Source organism: Variovorax paradoxus, assembly GCF_000834655.1.
Classification (GTDB): domain Bacteria; phylum Pseudomonadota; class Gammaproteobacteria; order Burkholderiales; family Burkholderiaceae_C; genus Variovorax; species Variovorax paradoxus_F.
In genome coordinates, this window is sequence record NZ_JXQQ01000041.1 from 81,287 (window position 1) to 98,211 (window position 16,925).

The 16,925-nt window shown below is 67.7% G+C and carries 11 protein-coding genes; 6 read left to right on the forward strand and 5 right to left on the reverse strand.

Annotation, left to right across the window (positions count from 1 at the left end; translation table 11 throughout):
* Positions 1–15: 15 nt before the first annotated feature.
* On the forward strand, positions 16–5,256 hold the full coding sequence (locus RT97_RS17820) for an AAA domain-containing protein (RefSeq protein ID WP_042580169.1): 5,241 nt from the start codon (positions 16–18) through the stop codon (positions 5,254–5,256).
* Here RT97_RS17820 and RT97_RS17825 read toward each other — a convergent pair.
* Positions 5,231–5,614 carry a YgiW/YdeI family stress tolerance OB fold protein gene (locus RT97_RS17825; protein WP_042580128.1) on the reverse strand — a complete coding sequence of 128 codons (384 nt, stop codon included), beginning with the start codon at positions 5,612–5,614 and terminating at the stop codon, positions 5,231–5,233. The genes RT97_RS17820 and RT97_RS17825 overlap by 26 nt on opposite strands.
* Positions 5,615–5,709: 95 nt before the next feature.
* Positions 5,710–9,228 (reverse strand): DNA polymerase III subunit alpha, encoded by a 3,519-nt coding sequence (gene dnaE / locus RT97_RS17830; RefSeq protein WP_042580129.1) that lies wholly within the window; start codon positions 9,226–9,228, stop codon positions 5,710–5,712.
* Positions 9,229–9,375: 147 nt separating this feature from the next.
* Here dnaE and RT97_RS17835 point away from each other — a divergent pair, with 147 nt between their 5' ends.
* The 5 genes from RT97_RS17835 (at position 9,376) to RT97_RS17855 (ending at position 14,617) form a co-directional block, all read left to right on the forward strand.
* Positions 9,376–10,167: a sulfurtransferase gene (locus RT97_RS17835; RefSeq protein ID WP_042580130.1), complete on the forward strand. Its 792-nt coding sequence runs from the start codon at positions 9,376–9,378 to the stop codon at positions 10,165–10,167.
* Positions 10,168–10,180: 13 nt separating this feature from the next.
* A complete protein-coding gene (locus tag RT97_RS17840; RefSeq protein ID WP_042580131.1) occupies positions 10,181–10,882 on the forward strand; it encodes a response regulator in 702 nt (233 codons plus the stop codon).
* Positions 10,848–12,410, forward strand: a complete 1,563-nt coding sequence (locus tag RT97_RS17845) for a sensor histidine kinase (RefSeq protein WP_042580132.1) — start codon at positions 10,848–10,850, stop codon at positions 12,408–12,410. The genes RT97_RS17840 and RT97_RS17845 overlap by 35 nt, the downstream gene beginning before the upstream one ends.
* Positions 12,411–12,525: 115 nt before the next feature.
* Entirely contained in the window at positions 12,526–13,044 is a 519-nt protein-coding gene (locus tag RT97_RS17850) for a tripartite tricarboxylate transporter TctB family protein (protein WP_042580133.1), read from the forward strand.
* A 4-nt stretch (positions 13,045–13,048) separates the two neighbouring features.
* A complete protein-coding gene (locus RT97_RS17855; protein ID WP_042580134.1) occupies positions 13,049–14,617 on the forward strand; it encodes a tripartite tricarboxylate transporter permease in 1,569 nt (522 codons plus the stop codon).
* Between the two features lie 66 nt (positions 14,618–14,683).
* On the opposite strand, the gene RT97_RS17860 is transcribed toward RT97_RS17855, so the two are convergent.
* The 3 genes from RT97_RS17860 to RT97_RS17870 form a co-directional block, all read right to left on the reverse strand.
* Positions 14,684–15,100: a hypothetical protein gene (locus RT97_RS17860; RefSeq protein ID WP_042580135.1), complete on the reverse strand. Its 417-nt coding sequence runs from the start codon at positions 15,098–15,100 to the stop codon at positions 14,684–14,686.
* 96 nt (positions 15,101–15,196) lie between these two features.
* Complete coding sequence (locus RT97_RS17865; protein WP_042580136.1) at positions 15,197–16,120, reverse strand: pirin family protein; 924 nt, start codon at positions 16,118–16,120, stop codon at positions 15,197–15,199.
* Positions 16,121–16,260: 140 nt separating this feature from the next.
* Entirely contained in the window at positions 16,261–16,812 is a 552-nt protein-coding gene (locus tag RT97_RS17870; protein WP_042580137.1) for a flavodoxin family protein, read from the reverse strand.
* Between the last annotated feature and the right edge of the window lie 113 nt (positions 16,813–16,925).

Here is a 16,925-nt window from a genome sequence, read left to right on the forward strand (position 1 = left end):
CAAGAACGTAATCGAATGACCGCCACCATCGCGCCCCTGATCCAACTGCTGGACACCGCCGACGCCCACGGCGGCCTGCAGACCGACGATGTGCTCAGCCTTGTGCTGCCGCTGCTGCGCGAAGTGTCCGCCTTGCACGAGCAAGGCAAAGTCGCCGCGCTCGGCACCGCCTTCGCCTACCGCGTCGATGACACGCCCGCGCTCGTGCTAGCCCAGCCCGAAGGGGCCGAGCCGCGCCAGAACCGCGACGCCATCGCACCGCTCGAAGCGCCCGCCGCCTCCGTGCTGCGCGTGGTCGGCGAGCACCGCGTGACGCTCGATGCCGACGAAGGTGTCTCGGTCGAGAACCTCGCGCTCATGGCCGACGCAGCACCCGATGCGCTGCCGACGCGCCCTGTCTACCTGCCCGGCTACAGCGCCTGGGAATTGCGCTTCGCGCACCACGATGCGCTGACCGACATCCTCTGCCTCGGCCAGGTGCTCGCCAGCCTGTCGTGCGGCCTGGATTTCACCGACAGCGAGGAGCTCGGCCGCTTCGTCGCGAACCGCGGCAACCTGTTCGCGCTCAACCGCCGCCTGCACCCGGTGGTGGGCGCGGTGATCGGCGAGATGACCGCGCTCGACCGCCACGAACGCGCGCGCGACCTGCCCTCGGTGATCCGACGCCTGGAGACCTATCGCGACCAGCCGCTGGACCTGGGCCTGGACCGCATCGCACCCGCGAAGGACGGCGCCGGCCAGCGCCGCCAGGCGATCCGCGTGCACCTGCGAGACCGCCTCTTCGACCTCTCGCGCCGCAACCGCCTGCTGCATTTCAAGCCGAGCCAGACGCATGTGAACCTCACGGTCGCGAGCGTGCCGCTGGTGGTGGACATCAAGAACATCCGCGTCGACCAGCTGTGCCTGTGGGACGGCCGCTTCGCCAGCGACATTGCCACCTGCGACCCCGTGCCGCTCGCGCGCTGGCTGCGCTTCGAGGACCAGCCGTACCTGCCCGGCGCGCTCGACCGCATCCTGCAGGAGGCACGGCGCGACCGCTCCGAATACGGCTTCTCGCAGCTGTCGCTGGTCATCGCCTTCCTGCGCTGGCACAACTTGAAGGAGGGAGAGGCCGAGCGGGCCGAGCGCATCGCCTCGCCGCTCCTGATGCTGTCGGTCGAGCTCACACGCAAGAAGGGCGTGAAGGACCAGTACCTGCTAGAAGCCGCGTCGAGCGAGGCGCAGGTGAACCCGACGCTCCGGCACCACCTGCGCCAGCTCTACGGCATCGTGCTGCCCGAGACCATCGACCTGCGCGAAACCACCATCGAGCAGTTCCACGCCCAACTGGCCGCACAGATCGCGACGACCGAGCCGGGTGTGCAGCTGCGGCTGGTCAAGCAGCCCGAGATCGAGCTGATCCACCAGCGCGCGCGCCAGCGGCTCGAACAGTTCAAGCGGCGCGCCCGCGTGCGCAACCCCGCTGCCCAGCCGGTTGCGGCGCAGGACTTCAGTTATGCGAAGGACGACTTCCGCCCGCTGGGCCTTCAGCTCTTCCACGCCAAGGTGCGCCCTGTTCCGCTCGCGCTGCGCGATGCGGTCGGCGCACGCCCGGTGCCGCGCGCGCCGCAGATGGCGTCCACCGCCGCGCAGACCGAACAGCAGACCTACTCGCTGCATGAAAGCAGCGGCAACCCTTACCAGTGGGATGTCGACCTCACCTCGGTGACGCTCGGCAACTTCAACCACCGCAAGATGTCGCTGGTGCGCGATTACTCGGCGCTGAGCGAATCGGAGATCGCGAGCGATGCCTTCGACCGCGTGTTCTCGCTGCAGCCGCGCCAGGTCGATGCCCAGGCGCCCGCCGCGCTGCCGCTGGCCGACCAGTGGCCCGTGGTGCAGGCCGATGCCACGCAGACCGCCGCCGTCGCGCTCGCGCGCACCGGCACCAGCTACATCATCCAGGGGCCGCCCGGCACGGGGAAGTCGCAGACCATCACCAACCTCATTGCCGACTACGTGGGGCGCGGGCAGCGCGTGCTCTTCGTCTGCGAGAAGCGTGCCGCCATCGACGTGGTGTTCCATCGCCTCCGCCAGCAAGGGCTGGACGAGCTGTGCTGCATGATCCACGACTCGCAAGGCGACAAGAAGGCCTTCGTGCAGAACCTCAAGAAGACCTACGAGCACTGGCTCACGGCCCCCGAGGAACTCGATGCCGAGACCCGCGAGCGCAAGCAACTCGTCGACACGATGGACGCCGACCTGAAGGCGCTCGAACGCTTCGACGCCGCGATGCGCGAGGTGCCCGAGCACCTGGCCGTGACGGTGCGCACGCTGATGGCGCGGCTGATCGCGCTCAAGCCGCACGACCCCGCGCTCACGCCCTTGCAGGCGGAAGCGCTGCCCGCGTTCGCGGCGTGGCGCCAGCACGCGGACCTGGTCGCGCGCCTGCACCTCGCAGTCACCGAAAGCCTCGACGTGCCGTACCTCTCGGCGTATGCGTTCGCGCAACTCGCGCCGGTGCTGCTGCGCCAGGAGCGGCCGCTCGCGCGGTTGGTCGAGCTCAGCGACCGCGCAGCCGAACAGATCGGCCCGCATCGCGATGCGCTGGCCGACGCCTGGCCGCCGCTGGGCGACGCCCCCACGCGCTGGGGCGATGCGCTGGCCGTGGTGGCCGATGCGCGCCGCGTCGCCGCGCTGGCCGCGCGCAGCCACCTCTCGCTGCTCGACACCGCGCACCCCACCAGCCTCGCGTTCGGCGAGGCGATGACGCAGCGCCGCGCGTTGCAACAAGCGCTCAAGGAAGCCCTCGAACGCACGAGCCATTGGCGCGACAGGTTCTCCCCGGGCGACACCGAAGCCGGCCTCGCCCAGGCCAGGGCGCAGCAAGGCTCGCTGCTGCGCTGGCTCCAGCCTTCGTGGTGGCGCCTGTCGGGCGAACTCAAGCGCCGCTACGACTTCGCAAAGCACGCGGTGCGCCCGCAGCCCAGCCAGGTGCTCGAAGAACTGCTGGCCGAGCACACGGCCCGCGCCGCCGTCGGCAAGCAGGCCGCGCAGATCGAGGCCACCTACGGTTGCGCCGACCCCGACGATTTCGTGCAGCAACTCGATGCCCTGCGCCACGGCGATGCCACCGGCACCGGCGTGCGCGCGGCCTTCCACGCGCACCTGCGCACCGAGCCCGGCGCGAGCCGCAACGTCGAACGGCTGGCCGCGCTCGGCGAGCGCACCGACGCGCTCGATGCCCTGTGGCGCGACCTGCTTGACGACCCGGCGGCGCAGCCGCTGGCATCGCTCGAAGCGCTGGCGCGCACGCTGCGAGAGCAAGCCGATACCCTGCCGACCGTGCTGCCCCATCTGCAGGAACTGGCCGATGCCGACCCGGCCCTGGCCAAGGCCCTGCGCACCCTGCCGCTCGCGCCCGAAGCCATCGAATACGCCGTGGCACGCGAAGGCCTGGAGCGCGTCTATCGCACCGAGCGCTGGCTGCCGCGCTTCGACAGCGCCGCGCTCGCGCGCCATGCGCAGCGCCTGGCCGAAGGAGAGCGCAAGCTCCTCGACCGCAATGCCCGCACGCTTGCCGCCGCGGTGCGCCAGCGCTTTCGCGAGCATGTGCGCACCAGCGCCCTGCCCGCGAGCCAGCTCGACGCCGGCGGCAAGCTCTTCAAGAAGAGCTACAACGCGGGCCGCCGCGAGCTCGAGCACGAGTTCGGCAAGACCATGCGCTACAAGGCGATCCGCGAACTCGCCTCGGGCGAGACCGGCCAGGTGGTGCGCGACATGAAGCCGATCTGGCTCATGAGCCCGCTCTCGGTGTCCGACACGCTGCCGCTCGCGGCCGACCTCTTCGACGTGGTGATCTTCGACGAGGCGAGCCAGATCCCGGTGGAAGAAGCCGTGCCCGCGCTCTACCGCGCGCCCCAGATCATCGTGGTGGGCGACGAGATGCAGTTGCCGCCGACGAGCTTCTTCTCCTCGGGCCGCGACCCCGAGGACGACACCGTCTCGGTCGAAGACGAAGGCGACCGCATCGCGGTGGTGCTCGATGCCGACAGCCTGCTGAACCAGGGCGCGCGCAACCTGCCGGCCACGCTGCTGGCCTGGCACTACCGCAGCCGCTACGAATCGCTCATCGGCTTTTCGAACGCGGCCTTCTATGCGGGCAACCTCTTCACCATTCCGGACCGCAGTCTGCCGGCGGATGCGCGCGAGGAGATCCTCGTGCAATCGCGCACCCCGACAGAGGAATCGGTGGCCGCGAATGTCGACGCCCTGCTCTCGCGCGCGATCAGCTTCCATCGCGTGACCGATGCGGTGTACGAGAACCGCATCAACGACGGCGAGGCGCGCCACATCGCGCAACTGGTGCGCGAGCTGCTCAAGCGCGAGACCGGGCGCAGCCTGGGCATCGTCGCGTTCTCGGAGGCGCAGCAGACCGAGATCGAAGCCGAGCTCGATGCGCTGGGCGCCATCGACAGCGATTTCGCCGCGCGGCTGGAGGCCGAATACGTGCGCGAGGAAGACGACCAGTTCTGCGGCCTCTTCATCAAGAACCTGGAGAACGTACAGGGCGACGAGCGCGACATCATCATCCTGAGCATCTGCTACGGCCCGAACCCCGAGGGCCGCATGCTGATGAACTTCGGCCCGATCAACCAGCGCGGCGGCGAGAAGCGGCTCAACGTGATCTTCAGCCGCGCACGGCACCACATGGCCGTGGTCTCGACGATCCGCCACGAGGCGATCACCAACGACCACAACGAAGGCGCCGCGGCGCTCAAGCAGTTCCTGCGGTATGCGGAGTGCCTGTCGCGCGGCGACTCCGCCACGGCGCGGCGCGTGCTCGAAAGCATGAACCCGCTCACGCGGGCCAGCGGCGCACAGCATGCGCGTGCCGACGAGGTGACGGCGCAGCTCGCGGCCGCGCTGCGTGCGCGCGGCCATGCGGTCGACGAACAGGTGGGGCAGTCGCGTTTTCGCTGCGACCTCGCGTTGCGTGCGCCGGACGCTGGGCATTACGCGCTGGGCATCCTCGTGGACACCGCGACGCACTACGAGAACCGCAACGTGCTCGAGCGTTATGTCTCGCGGCCGCGGGTGCTCGATGCGTTCGGATGGCAGGTGGTGCAGGTGCTGGCCAAGGACTGGCTGCATGCGCCGGAGGCCGTGCTCGAACAGATCGAGTCGGCGCTCCGGAAGAAGGGCAGCAAGGCAGCGGTGGAAGAGCCCCCCACTGCCAAGGCCCCCGAAGTCAGCCCGCCAGACTCAGCCGCTTGACGTCCAGTTCGGCCTTGTTGCCGACGAGGTCCTTGTCGAACTCGCCCGAGATCTCGACACGCACCTTGTCGTCGATCTTCACGCCGGGCGGGAAGTGCTTGGCGTCGATCTCCACCTTCATGCGGCCGGTGTCGTCGGCGAAGGTGTAGTGCTCGCCGCCGTCGTGCGAGACGAGGAAGCCGCGCAGCGTGGCGTGCTGGTCGTCCTTGCCGGTGTCCAGCAGTTGCTTGACCGTCATCGCCGGCACGCTGCTCGGGCCGGCGTACTGGGCGAAGGCGGCGGACATCGCCAGCGACATGCCGAGGGCGAGCGCGGCGCGCTTCAGGTTCTTCGCGGTCTTGGTCTTTGTATGGGTCATGGCAATCGTTCCTCCTTGAACAGCCTGGTTGTGAAGAAACTGATGGACGCCATAAGCGCCCAAATGTTCCACGACCCTCGAAAGCCAAGGGCCATTCACTCGTAGACGATCAGCGCCTTGCCCGCCTCCGCCTGTGCCGTCCAGCTCGCGAGCGCGGCATCGGTCGGGAAGAACTTGGCGCGTTCGCCCAGCTGCAGCTCGACCTGCGCACCGCCACGCGCCATCGACAGGCGCACCGGCAGCCCCTGCACCAGATCGCCGACCTCGGTCTGCTCGGTGCGCGGCGGAAAATCTTTCACCAGCCGCGCTATGTCCGGCGCCTTGCCGTTCACCGCCACGCGCAGGAACTTGCCGAAACGGCAGCGCGCCGTCGCGAGGTCCCACACCTGCTGCACCTGGAAGCGTGCCTCGAAGCCGCCGCGCGCGGGCTGCAGCCGGCCGCTCACGATGACGAGTTCGTCGTCTTTCAACGTGTTGCGGTTGGCGTTGATGAGCGCCTCGTCGGCCGTCGCATCGATGGCCTCGGACTTGTCGTCCAGCTTGAAGATCGCGAGCCGCCCGCGCTGGCCGTTGATCACGCGGAAATCGCTCACGATGCCCGCGATGACCTGCTGGTCGCGGCTGTCGAGCAGGTCGCCGATCTCGCGCTTGCAGAAACGCCGCACCTCGTGCGAGACCTCGTCGAACAGATGGCCCGAAAGATAGAAACCGACCGCCGTTTTCTCCAGCGTCAGGCGCTCCTTCACGCCCCACGGCGTGGCATCGACGAGGTCGGGCTCGGCGGTGGCCGAGCCGTGTTCGCAGTCGCCGAAGATGTCGACCTGCGAGGCATTGGCCGCCGTCGCGCTGGCGAATTCGAAGGCGCGGTCCACCGAGGCGATCAGCGACGCGCGGTTCTGCTGGATCGCGTCGAACGCGCCGGCCTTGATCAGCGCCTCGACCGTGCGCTTGTTGATGCGCTGGCGGTCGATGCGCACGCAGAAGTCGAACAGGCTCTTGAACGGCCCGCCCTCCTCGCGCGCCCGCACCACGGCCTCGACCGCGAGCTGGCCCGTGCCCTTGACGGCGCCCAGGCCGTAGCGGATCACCCGGTCGGTGACCGGCTCGAAGCGGTAGTTGCCGCGGTTCACGTCCGGCGGCTCGAAGGTGATGCCGAAGTTCTTCTGGGCGTCTTCGAACAGGAGCTTGAGCTTGTCCGTGTCGTCCATTTCCACGGTCATGTTGGCGCAGAAGAATTCGGCCGTGTAGTGGACCTTGAGCCAACCCGTGTGATACGCCAGCAGCGAGTAGGCAGCCGCGTGCGACTTGTTGAAGCCGTAGCCTGCGAACTTCTCCATCAAGTCGAAGATCTCGTCGGCCTTGTCCTGCGGGATGCCGTGCGTGGAGAGCGCGCCCGCGCGGAATTTCTCGCGGTGCTCGGCCATCTCCTCGAGCTTCTTCTTGCCCATCGCGCGGCGCAGCAGGTCGGCGCCGCCGAGCGAGTAGCCGCCCAGGATCTGCGCGGTCTGCATCACCTGCTCCTGGTAGACCATGATCCCGTAGGTCTCCGAGAGCATCTCGGCCACGGCCGGGTGCGGGTACTCGACCTCTTCGCGGCCGTGCTTGCGCGCCACGAAGCTGGGAATCAGGTCCATCGGGCCCGGACGGTAGAGCGCGTTCAGCGCGATCAGGTCTTCCAGGCGCGTGGGCCGCGCGTCCTTCAGCATGCCCTGCATGCCGCGCGATTCGAACTGGAACACCGCCTCCGTCTTGCCTTCGGAGAAGAGCCGGTAGGTGGCCGCGTCCTTCAGCGGAATGTTCTCGAACGCGAAGTTCTCCTGGCCCTTGTGGCGCGCGACGATGAACTCCTTCGCGATCTCCAGGATGGTGAGCGTTGCAAGGCCCAGGAAGTCGAACTTCACCAGGCCGATGGCCTCGACGTCGTCCTTGTCGTACTGGCTGACGGCCGAGTCGCTGCCGGGCTGCTGATAGAGCGGGCAGAAATCGGTGAGCTTGCCGGGCGCGATGAGCACGCCGCCGGCGTGCATGCCGATATTGCGCGTCATGCCTTCGAGCTTCTGCGCGAGCTCGACCAGCATGCGCACTTCTTCTTCCTTCTCGATGCGCTGCGCGAGCTGCGGCTCCATCTCGATGGCGTAGTTGTTCTTGTCGCCCTCGATCTTCTTCTCGGGCGGGTATTGCAGCGTGACCGACATGCCCGGCTTGTTCGGAATCAGCTTGCTGATGCCGTCGCAGAACATGTAGCTCATGTCCAGCACGCGGCCCACGTCGCGGATGGCGGCGCGCGCGGCCATCGTGCCGAAGGTGGCGATCTGGCTCACCGCGTTGCGGCCGTACTTGTCCTTCACGTAATCGATCACGCGGTCACGGTTGCCCTGGCAGAAGTCGATGTCGAAGTCGGGCATCGAGACGCGTTCGGGGTTCAGGAAGCGTTCGAACAGCAGCTTGTATTCGAGCGGGTCGAGGTCGGTGATCTTGAGCGCATAGGCCACCAGCGAGCCGGCGCCCGAGCCCCGGCCCGGGCCCACGGGGCAGCCGTTTTCCTTGGCCCACTTGATGAAGTCGCCCACGATCAGGAAGTAGCCGGGGAAGCCCATGTTCAGGATCGTGTTGATCTCGAACTCCAGGCGCTCCACGTAACGGGGCCGCTCGGCGTCGCGCTTGGCCGCGTCGGGGTAGAGGTGCGCCAAGCGCACTTCGAGCCCCTCGAAGGATTCCTGCCGGAAGAAGTCGTCGATCGGCATGCGCACGCCTTCGCTCACGAAGGGCGTGGGGAAATCGGGCAGTTGCGGCTTGCCCAGCACCAGCGTCAGGTTGCATCGCTTGGCGATCTCGACCGTGTTGGCCAAGGCGCTCGGCACGTCGGCGAACAGCGCCTGCATCTCGGCGGTCGACTTGAAGTACTGCTCTTCGGTGAACTTGCGCACGCGGCGCGGGTTGCCGAGGATCTCGCCTTCGGAAATGCACACGCGCGCCTCATGGGCTTCGTAGTCCTGGCGCTCGGCGAACTGCACCGGGTGCGTGGCGACCACCGGCAGCTTCAGGCGCGCCGCGAGCTTCACCGCGGCAATGACGTGCGGCTCGTCTTCCGGACGGCCTGCGCGCTGCAGCTCGATGTAGAAGCGGTGCGGGAACATGCCCGCGAGCTTCAGCGCCAGTTCGGCGGCGCGCTCTTCCTGCCCTTGCAGCAGCGGCACGCCCAGCGGCCCGGCCTGCGCGCCCGACAGCACGATCAACCCACCCGAAAGCTCCTCGAGCCATTCGAGCTTGCAGGCCGCCTGCGATTGGCCGCGGCCCACGTTCTGCGTCCAGGCGCGTGCGAGCAGTTCGGACAGGCTCAGGTAGCCCTCCATGTTCTGCACCAGCAGCACGAGGCGGGTGAGCACGCCGGGCTCCTTGCCCAGCCCCTCGATGAAGATTTCAGCGCCGATGACGGGCTTGACGCCCTTGCCTCGCCCCTGCTTGTAGAACTTGACCGCTCCGAACAGGTTGTTCAGGTCGGTGATGGCCAGGGCTGGCTGCTTGTCGGCAGCAGCGGCCTTGATGACTTCGTCGATCCGGTTGGTGCCGTCGACGACGGAAAACTCGGTGTGCAGGCGCAGGTGAACAAACATCCGCCCATTGTAGAAACCGCCGCTCCACGATGTGGGTTGGCAATCCCTGAATTTGCCCCCCGGCTTGCCACTTCGTGTGCTTCGCCACCCCCCGAGGGGGAGGCTCGGTGCCTTGGGGCGGCCCGGTGGCACCTAGAATCGCGCCCCGTGCAAGAGATTCTGAATATCGCGGCCTACAAATTCGTAGCCATAGACGACAGCCCCGTGCTGCGCGAAGACCTGCGTGCCCGCACCCAGGCCCTGGGCCTCATGGGCACCATCCTGTTGGCGCCGGAGGGTATCAACCTGTTTCTGGCGGGCACTGCCGATGCCGTCCACGCCTTCCTGGCCGATCTGCGTGCCGATGCGCGCTTCGCCGATCTCGAAACCAAGGAAAGCTGGTCCGCCGCGCAGCCCTTCCGGCGCATGCTGGTGAAGCTCAAGCGCGAGATCATCCGCATGGACCACCCGGCCATCCAGCCGGCCGCCGGACGCGCCCCGGGCGTGGACGCCTTCACCCTCAAGCGCTGGCTCGACCAGGGCCACGACGACGAAGGCCGCGAGATCGCGCTGCTCGATACGCGCAACGACTTCGAGGTCGATGAAGGCACTTTCGACGGCGCGATCGACTGGCGCATCACGAAGTTCACCGAATTCCCGCCCGCGCTGGAGGCGCACCGTGCCGACTTCGAAGGCAAGACCGTCGTGAGCTTCTGCACCGGCGGCATCCGCTGCGAGAAGGCCGCGATCCTGATGCGGGAAGAAGGCGTGGAGCACGTGCTGCAGCTCGAAGGCGGCATCCTCAAATACTTCGAGGAAGTCGGCGGCGCGCATTACCACGGCGACTGCTTCGTGTTCGACGGACGGCGCGCGCTGGCGCCCGACCTGAGCGCGCGCGCGGCCGATGCCAGCGCCCGTGCGTCGGAAGACATCGACCTGGGCCGCGGCCTGAAGAAATAACCGGCCGCCCCTCATGCGCATCCTCCTGGTGGAAGACGAACTGGACATGGCCTCGTGGCTCATCCGGGCGTTGACCCAGAGCGGCTTCGTCGCCGACCACGCGCCCGATGCGCGCACCGCCGAGGCCTTCATGGCCGGCACCGAATACGACGCGATCGTTCTCGACCTGCGCCTGCCCGACAAGCACGGCCTGGGCGTGCTGGCCGACATGCGCGATGCCGACGATCGCACGCCCGTGCTCATCCTCACCGCGCAGGGCGCGCTGCAGGACCGGGTGCGTGGGCTGAACCTGGGCGCCGACGACTTCCTCACGAAACCCTTCGAGCTGGTGGAGCTCGAAGCGCGCCTGGCGGCGCTTGTGCGGCGCAGCCGCGGCAAGCAGCATCCGCGGCTGCAGTGCGCCTCGCTCTCCTACGACAGCGAGAGCCACGCCTTCACGCTGCGCGGCACCTTGCTGTCGCTCACGCCGCGGGAGCAAGCCGCGCTCACCGCGCTCCTGATGCGCAGCGGCGCGCCGGTGGGCAAGTCGCAGCTCTTCGCCAAGGTGTTCACCAACGACAGCACCGCCGGCCCCGACGCGATCGAGGTGGTGCTGCACCGCCTGCGCCGCAAGCTCGCCGATAGCGACGTGCGCATCGTCACCGTGCGCGGGCTGGGCTACATGCTCGAGGGCATTGCCGATGGACCCGCAGGCGCCCCGACCGCCGCGGCCTGAACCGCAGCGCTTCGGCATCCGCGCGCGCCTGCTCGCGCTGCTGCTGCCGGGCATCGTCGCGCTGCTGGCCCTGGACAGCTGGAACGACTACCGCACGCTCACCGATTCGCTGGTGGTCGCGTACGACCAGAGCCTGCTCGAACCCGTGCAGGCGCTGGCCAACGGCGTGGTGGTCGCGAGCGACGGCAGCGTGAAGGTGCAGGAGCCCTTCTCGATCCAGGCGATGTTCGAGTCCACGCACCTGCGCTACAAGTACCTGCACGTGGGCGTGCAACGCATTCCCAAGGGCGCGCCGCTGGACACCCGCGCCCCCGAGACCACGCTCATGGGCGTGCCCGGCCTGCCCCGCCCGGCCGAGCGCCCGCCCGACGGCACACCGGTCTTCTACGACGCGGTGTACGAGCAGCACCCGGTGCGCGTGGCCGCGCTGCGCCAGACTGTCTACGACAACACGGGCTCGGGCACCGCGTACAGCGTGCTCATCCAGGCTGCCGAGGGCACCGGCCCGCGCCTGCAGGCGCAGAACGAATCGCTCAGGCAGGAGCTGCTGCGCGACGCGCGCATGGTGCTGGTGATGGCAGTGCTGGTGTGGCTCGGCGTGGCCTGGACGCTGCGTCCGCTGGAGCGCCTGCGCCGGTCGCTGCGCGAACGCCCGCGCGACGACTTGAAGCCGCTCGATGCGAGCGGCGTGCCGCAGGAGGTGGTGCCGCTGGTCGATGCGGTCAACCACCACATCGCGGACCACCGGCGGATGGTGGCGGAGCAGTCGCAATTCCTGGCCGATGCCTCGCACCAATTGCGCACGCCGCTGAGCATCCTGTCGATCCAGGCCGGCTACGCGGTGCGCGAGACCGACCCTGCGCGCATGCGCGAATCGCTGCAAGCCATCGTCGTGCAACTGGCGCGCACGCGGCGCCTGAGCGAGCAGTTGCTGGCGCTGGCGCATGCCACGACCGAAGACGAGATCCCCGGTGACGCCGAGCCCTCGGTGGTCGACCTCAGCGACATCGCGCGCGCCGTGGTGCTGCAATACCTGCCGCTCGCGCGCGAGCACGACCAGGACCTGGGCTGGGTCGACGCGCGCGGCGACCATGAGGCGCAAGACAGGCTCGACGACGGCAACGACGAAGCCCCGGTGCTGCCCGTCAAGGCCAACGGCGCCGAGCTGCACGAGGTGCTCGCGAACCTCGTGCACAACGCCATCAAGTACACGCCGCGCGGCGGCAACATCACGGTGACCGTGCGGCGCGAGGCCTCGCACGCGCTGGCCGAGGTGTGCGACAGCGGCCCGGGCATCGCACCGGAGCGGCGCGACGCCGTGTTCGAGCGCTTTCACCGCGACCCGGCGGCCGATGCCGCCACGCACGGCGCGGGCCTGGGCCTGGCCATCGCACGCGGCTATGCGCGGCGCAACGGCGGCGAGATCGAGCTGGACAGCGCCGACATGCCCGAGCGGCCGAACGGCGGGGGCCTGCGCGCCATCCTCAAGCTCCCGCTGGCCGTTTTACCTAGGGTTTCTGCGGGGTAGCGCTGTACGCAATTACACGTATTTTGGGGTTCGACAGGCCTTTCGCGCCCTCTCCGAAAGGCGATTGAAAGCCTCGATTCCTAGACTGCGCTCCTTCCAAATCGAAGGAGACTCAATGCACCCGCACGGTGAAGATCCGGCCTCGCACGCGCTTCGGCCCGCACCCAAATTCAAGAAGGATTACTACGGCGGCGCGTTGCTCGTGGTCATCGGCCTGGCGGCCGTCTACGCCGGTGTCGGCTACCGCGTCGGCGAGCTGGCGCACATGGGACCGGGCTTCTTCCCGGTCGCGCTCGGCGGCCTGCTGGCACTCACGGGCTTGCTGATCGCGCTGTCCGCGCGCGGCGAAGAACCCGCGAGCTCCGAGGCCGCCTCGCACGGCCATCCCACCGGCATGCCCGACCTGCGCGGCGGCATCTGCATCATCGTGGGCATTCTTTCGTTCTTGCTGCTGGGCGAATACGGCGGCCTGCTGCCGGCGACCTTCGCCATCGTGTTCATCTCGGCGCTGGGCGACCGCGACAACACGCTGACCGAGGCGCTGCTGCTGGCGCTCGCGATGTGCTTCATCGCGGTGGTGGTGTTCTGGTGGGCGCTGAAGCTGCAGCTGCCCTTGTTCCAGTGGGGAGGCTGAAATCATGATCGGTCAATCGCTCCACGATCTCTGGTTCGGCTTCGGTGTCGCGTTCCAGGGCTCCAATCTCCTTTGGTCGTTCTTCGGCGTGCTGGTGGGCAACCTGATCGGCGTGCTGCCGGGCATGGGCGCACTGCAGGCCATCTCGATCCTGCTGCCGCTCACCTACGCAATGCACCCGGTGCCCGCGATCCTGATGCTGGCGGGCATCTTCTACGGCTCGCAGTACGGCGGCGCCATCGGCGCCATCCTGATGAACATGCCCTCGCACCCGCCGCATGCGGTGACGTGCCTCGATGGCTACCCGATGACCAAGCAGGGCAAGGGCGGCGTCGCGCTCGGGGTGACGATGATCGCCTCGTTCTTCGCGGCGTCGGTCGGCATCATCGTGATGATCTTCGCCTCGCCGCTTTTGGTGCAGATCGCTTTCAAGTTCGGCCCGACCGAGATTTTCTCGATCATGCTCTTGGGCCTGCTCGCGGGCTCCACCATGTCGCGCGGCTCGCCGCTCAAGGGCGTGGCGATGACGATCTTCGGCCTCCTGTGCGGCGTGGTCGGCACCGACGTGAACAGCGGCAGCTTCCGCTTCGCGTTCGGCCTGCCCGAGCTGAGCGACGGCCTGGAGCTGGTGGCGATCTCGATGGGCCTCTTTGGCGTGGCCGACTTCCTGCTCAACGTGAACCGCATGAAGGCCATCGGCGACACAGGCACGCTCAAGCTGAGCGACATGCGCCCGAGCAAGGAAGAACTCAAGCGCGCCTTCCCAGCCATGATCCGCGGCACCATCGTCGGTACGGTGTTCGGCGCGATGCCCGGCACGGGCCCGACCATCACCACCTTCATCGCCTACGCGCTGGAGCGCAAGGTCTCCAAGACGCCCGACAAGTTCGGCACCGGCATGATCGAAGGCGTGGCCGGCCCCGAGGCCTCGGCCCACTCGAAGACGCAGGTCGACTTCATTCCGACGATGAGCCTCGGTATTCCGGGCGACGCGGTGATGGCGCTGATCCTCGGCGCGCTGCTGATCCAGGGCATCCAGCCCGGCCCGCAGCTCATCACCGAGCATCCGGACATCTTCTGGGGCCTGATCGCCTCGTTCTGGATCGGCAACGTGATCCTCGTGGTGCTCAACGTGCCGATGATCGGCGTGTGGGTCAAGCTCCTGAAGGTGCCCTACAAGTACCTGTTCCCGGCCGCGATGTTCTTCATTGCGACGGGCGTGTACAGCACGCAGAACAGCCTCTTCCAGATCTGGGAAGTGCTGGTGTTCGGCATCGTCGGCGCGGTGCTGATGACGCTGGAGTTCTCGGTCGCGCCGATCCTGCTGGGCTTCGTGCTCGGGCCGATGGTGGAAGAGAACTTCCGCCGCGCGCTGCTGCTCTCGCGCGGAGACATGTCGGTGTTCATTTCGCGGCCGATCAGCGGCACCTTCATCGGGCTGTGCGTGCTGCTGCTTGCTGGCGTGGGCTACTCGGCATGGCGCGGTCGCGCGGGGCGCAAGGCCATGATCGAACTGCCGAAGGCGCCCGATGGCGTGCCGCCTTCGGAGGCCGTGTCGATCGGCGGCAAGTAAGCCGGGCGAGACGACCACACAAAGAAAAAGGGCCCGATCCGTCGGGCCCTTTTTTCGTTGGAGTTTCTACTTGAGCTTCTGCGCGAACGCCAACATGCGTTCGCCGTCGGCATCTGTGAACACCACCGCCGGCGTGAGGCCCACGTAGCGCCCGCCTTCGTGCGGCCGGGCCTCCACGAGCTGCAGGCCCACGAGCTTGCCGCTCTTGACGTAGCGGGTCTCGATGTAGATGCCGGTCTGGCCCTTCTTGTTGATCGGCAGCTCTGCGACGGCTGCGTAGTCGTCGGTCTTGAGCAGGTGGGTGATGCGGTCCTTCAGGTGGAAGTCGTACCAGGCCTGCTCGTAGACCATCGACTCGCCGGTCTGCACATGCTTGAGCATGAGGACCAGCTTGCGCTTGAAGAGCTTGAGCTCCTCCATGAGGAATTCGAAAAGATCGCCGTATTCGCCCGGTGCAACCTCGGGGGTCCGGAAAACTGCCATGTGCCTTGCTCCCTTTCTTGGGATGTCGTTGGGACGGCGATCCCCTCGATCGCCGTTTGCGGGGCGCAGCTTACTACCCGCTTGTGAACGACAGGCTCAGACCGGCGTCGTCCCGGTGTCGGGCTCGCGCACGCCGAAGGGCTTGCCCGGCAGCGGGATGAATTCGGTCTCGCCGGGCACATGGCCCATGCGCTGCGCGGCCCAGTCGGCACCAGCTTCGAGGATGCGCTCGCGCCGGCTCGAAACGAAGTTCCAGGTGATGTAGCGCGGGCCGTCCAGCGGCTCGCCGCCGATCACCATCAGGCGCACGGCCGCCTCGGATGTCAGCACGGCGCCCTGCCCGTCGGGCAGCACCGCCATCGTGTGCGCGGCAATCGCCTCGCCGTTGACCCGCGCATCGGCATCGACGGCGTAGATGGCCAGCTCGGGTGCCAGTGCGGGCAACTCGAAACGCCCGCCTGCCGGCAGCGCGATGTCGAGGTAGACGGTCTGCGCCAATGTCTTCACCGGAGAGCGCTGGCCGAAGGCGTTGCCCACCAGCACGCGCACGTTCACGCCCTGCTCCACCAGTTCGGGAATCGCATCGGCCGGCGTGTGCTCGAAGCTCGGCTCGACCTCTTCATGCGCCTGGGGCAAGGCGGCCCAGAGCTGCAGCCCGTGGTTCACGTACGTGTCGGCCTTCAGGCGCTCGGGCTTGCGCTCGGAATGAACGATGCCGCGCCCCGCGGTCATCCAGTTGATGGCGCCGGGCAGGATCTCCTGCACGCTGCCGAGGCTGTCGCGATGCATCATCGCGCCCTCGAAAAGATAGGTGACCGTTGCCAGGCCGATGTGCGGATGCGGCCGCACGTCGTGCTCGGTGCCGGGCTTCTCGGTGGCCGGCCCGAAATGGTCGAAGAACACGAAAGGCCCGACCGAGCGCCGCTGCGCAGCGGGCAGGAGGCGCCTCACTTTGAAGCCACCGCCCAGGTCCTTGTCGTGCGGTTGAAGGAATTGGGCGTGGGCGGTGGTGTCGGTCATCGGGGGCTCCATGTTTTGTCGGCTTCGCCATTGCCTTTTCGCGGGACACCGTGGAGCCGGCTTTGCCGGGCCACCGGTGTCGCCCCCTGAAAGGGGGTTGGCGAAAGCGACACGAAGTGCGCGAAGACTGGGGGTGGGTTCTAGACCCGCGATCTTGCCACTGCAGCAATACGCTCGCCGAATGCGCGGGCCGTGTCGAAGTCGCCCTTGAACATCTCGGCCGGGCTCGCGTCCGATGGCGACTGCGTCAACAGGCCGCCGTAGCCGCCCACGTAGTTCATCGAATCGCGCGTGGCGGCCTTGTTGTTGGTCGGCAGGATGCCCATGCTGACCCAGATGCCGCTGTGCTGCATCGCGAGCGTCCACAGGTAAGCCATGGTCGCGGTCTTGTCGCCGTTCATGGTGGCGCTGTTGGTGAAGCCGGCGAAGAGCTTGTCCTTCCAGCCCTGCGTGAACCAGACCTTGGACGACGCATCGGCGAATTTCTTGAACTGCCAGCTCACGCCGCCCATGTAGGTCGGCGAGCCGAAGACGATGGCGTCGGCCGCGGCCAGGGTTTCCCAGCCGCCCTCGGGCAGGTTGCCATCGGCGTCGATGGCGAGCAACTGCGCGCCGGCCGATTCGGCCACGGCTTGCGCGATGCGTTGGGTGTGGCCGTAGCCGGAATGGAAGACGACAACGATGTTTGCCATTGGAAGATCTCCTGAGTGAAACGATGGTCAACGGTGGCGGATGCCTTTTTTCGTGGAACACCGAGGAACCGGCATTGCCGGGCCTCAGGTGTTGCCCCCCCGGCGGGGGTGGC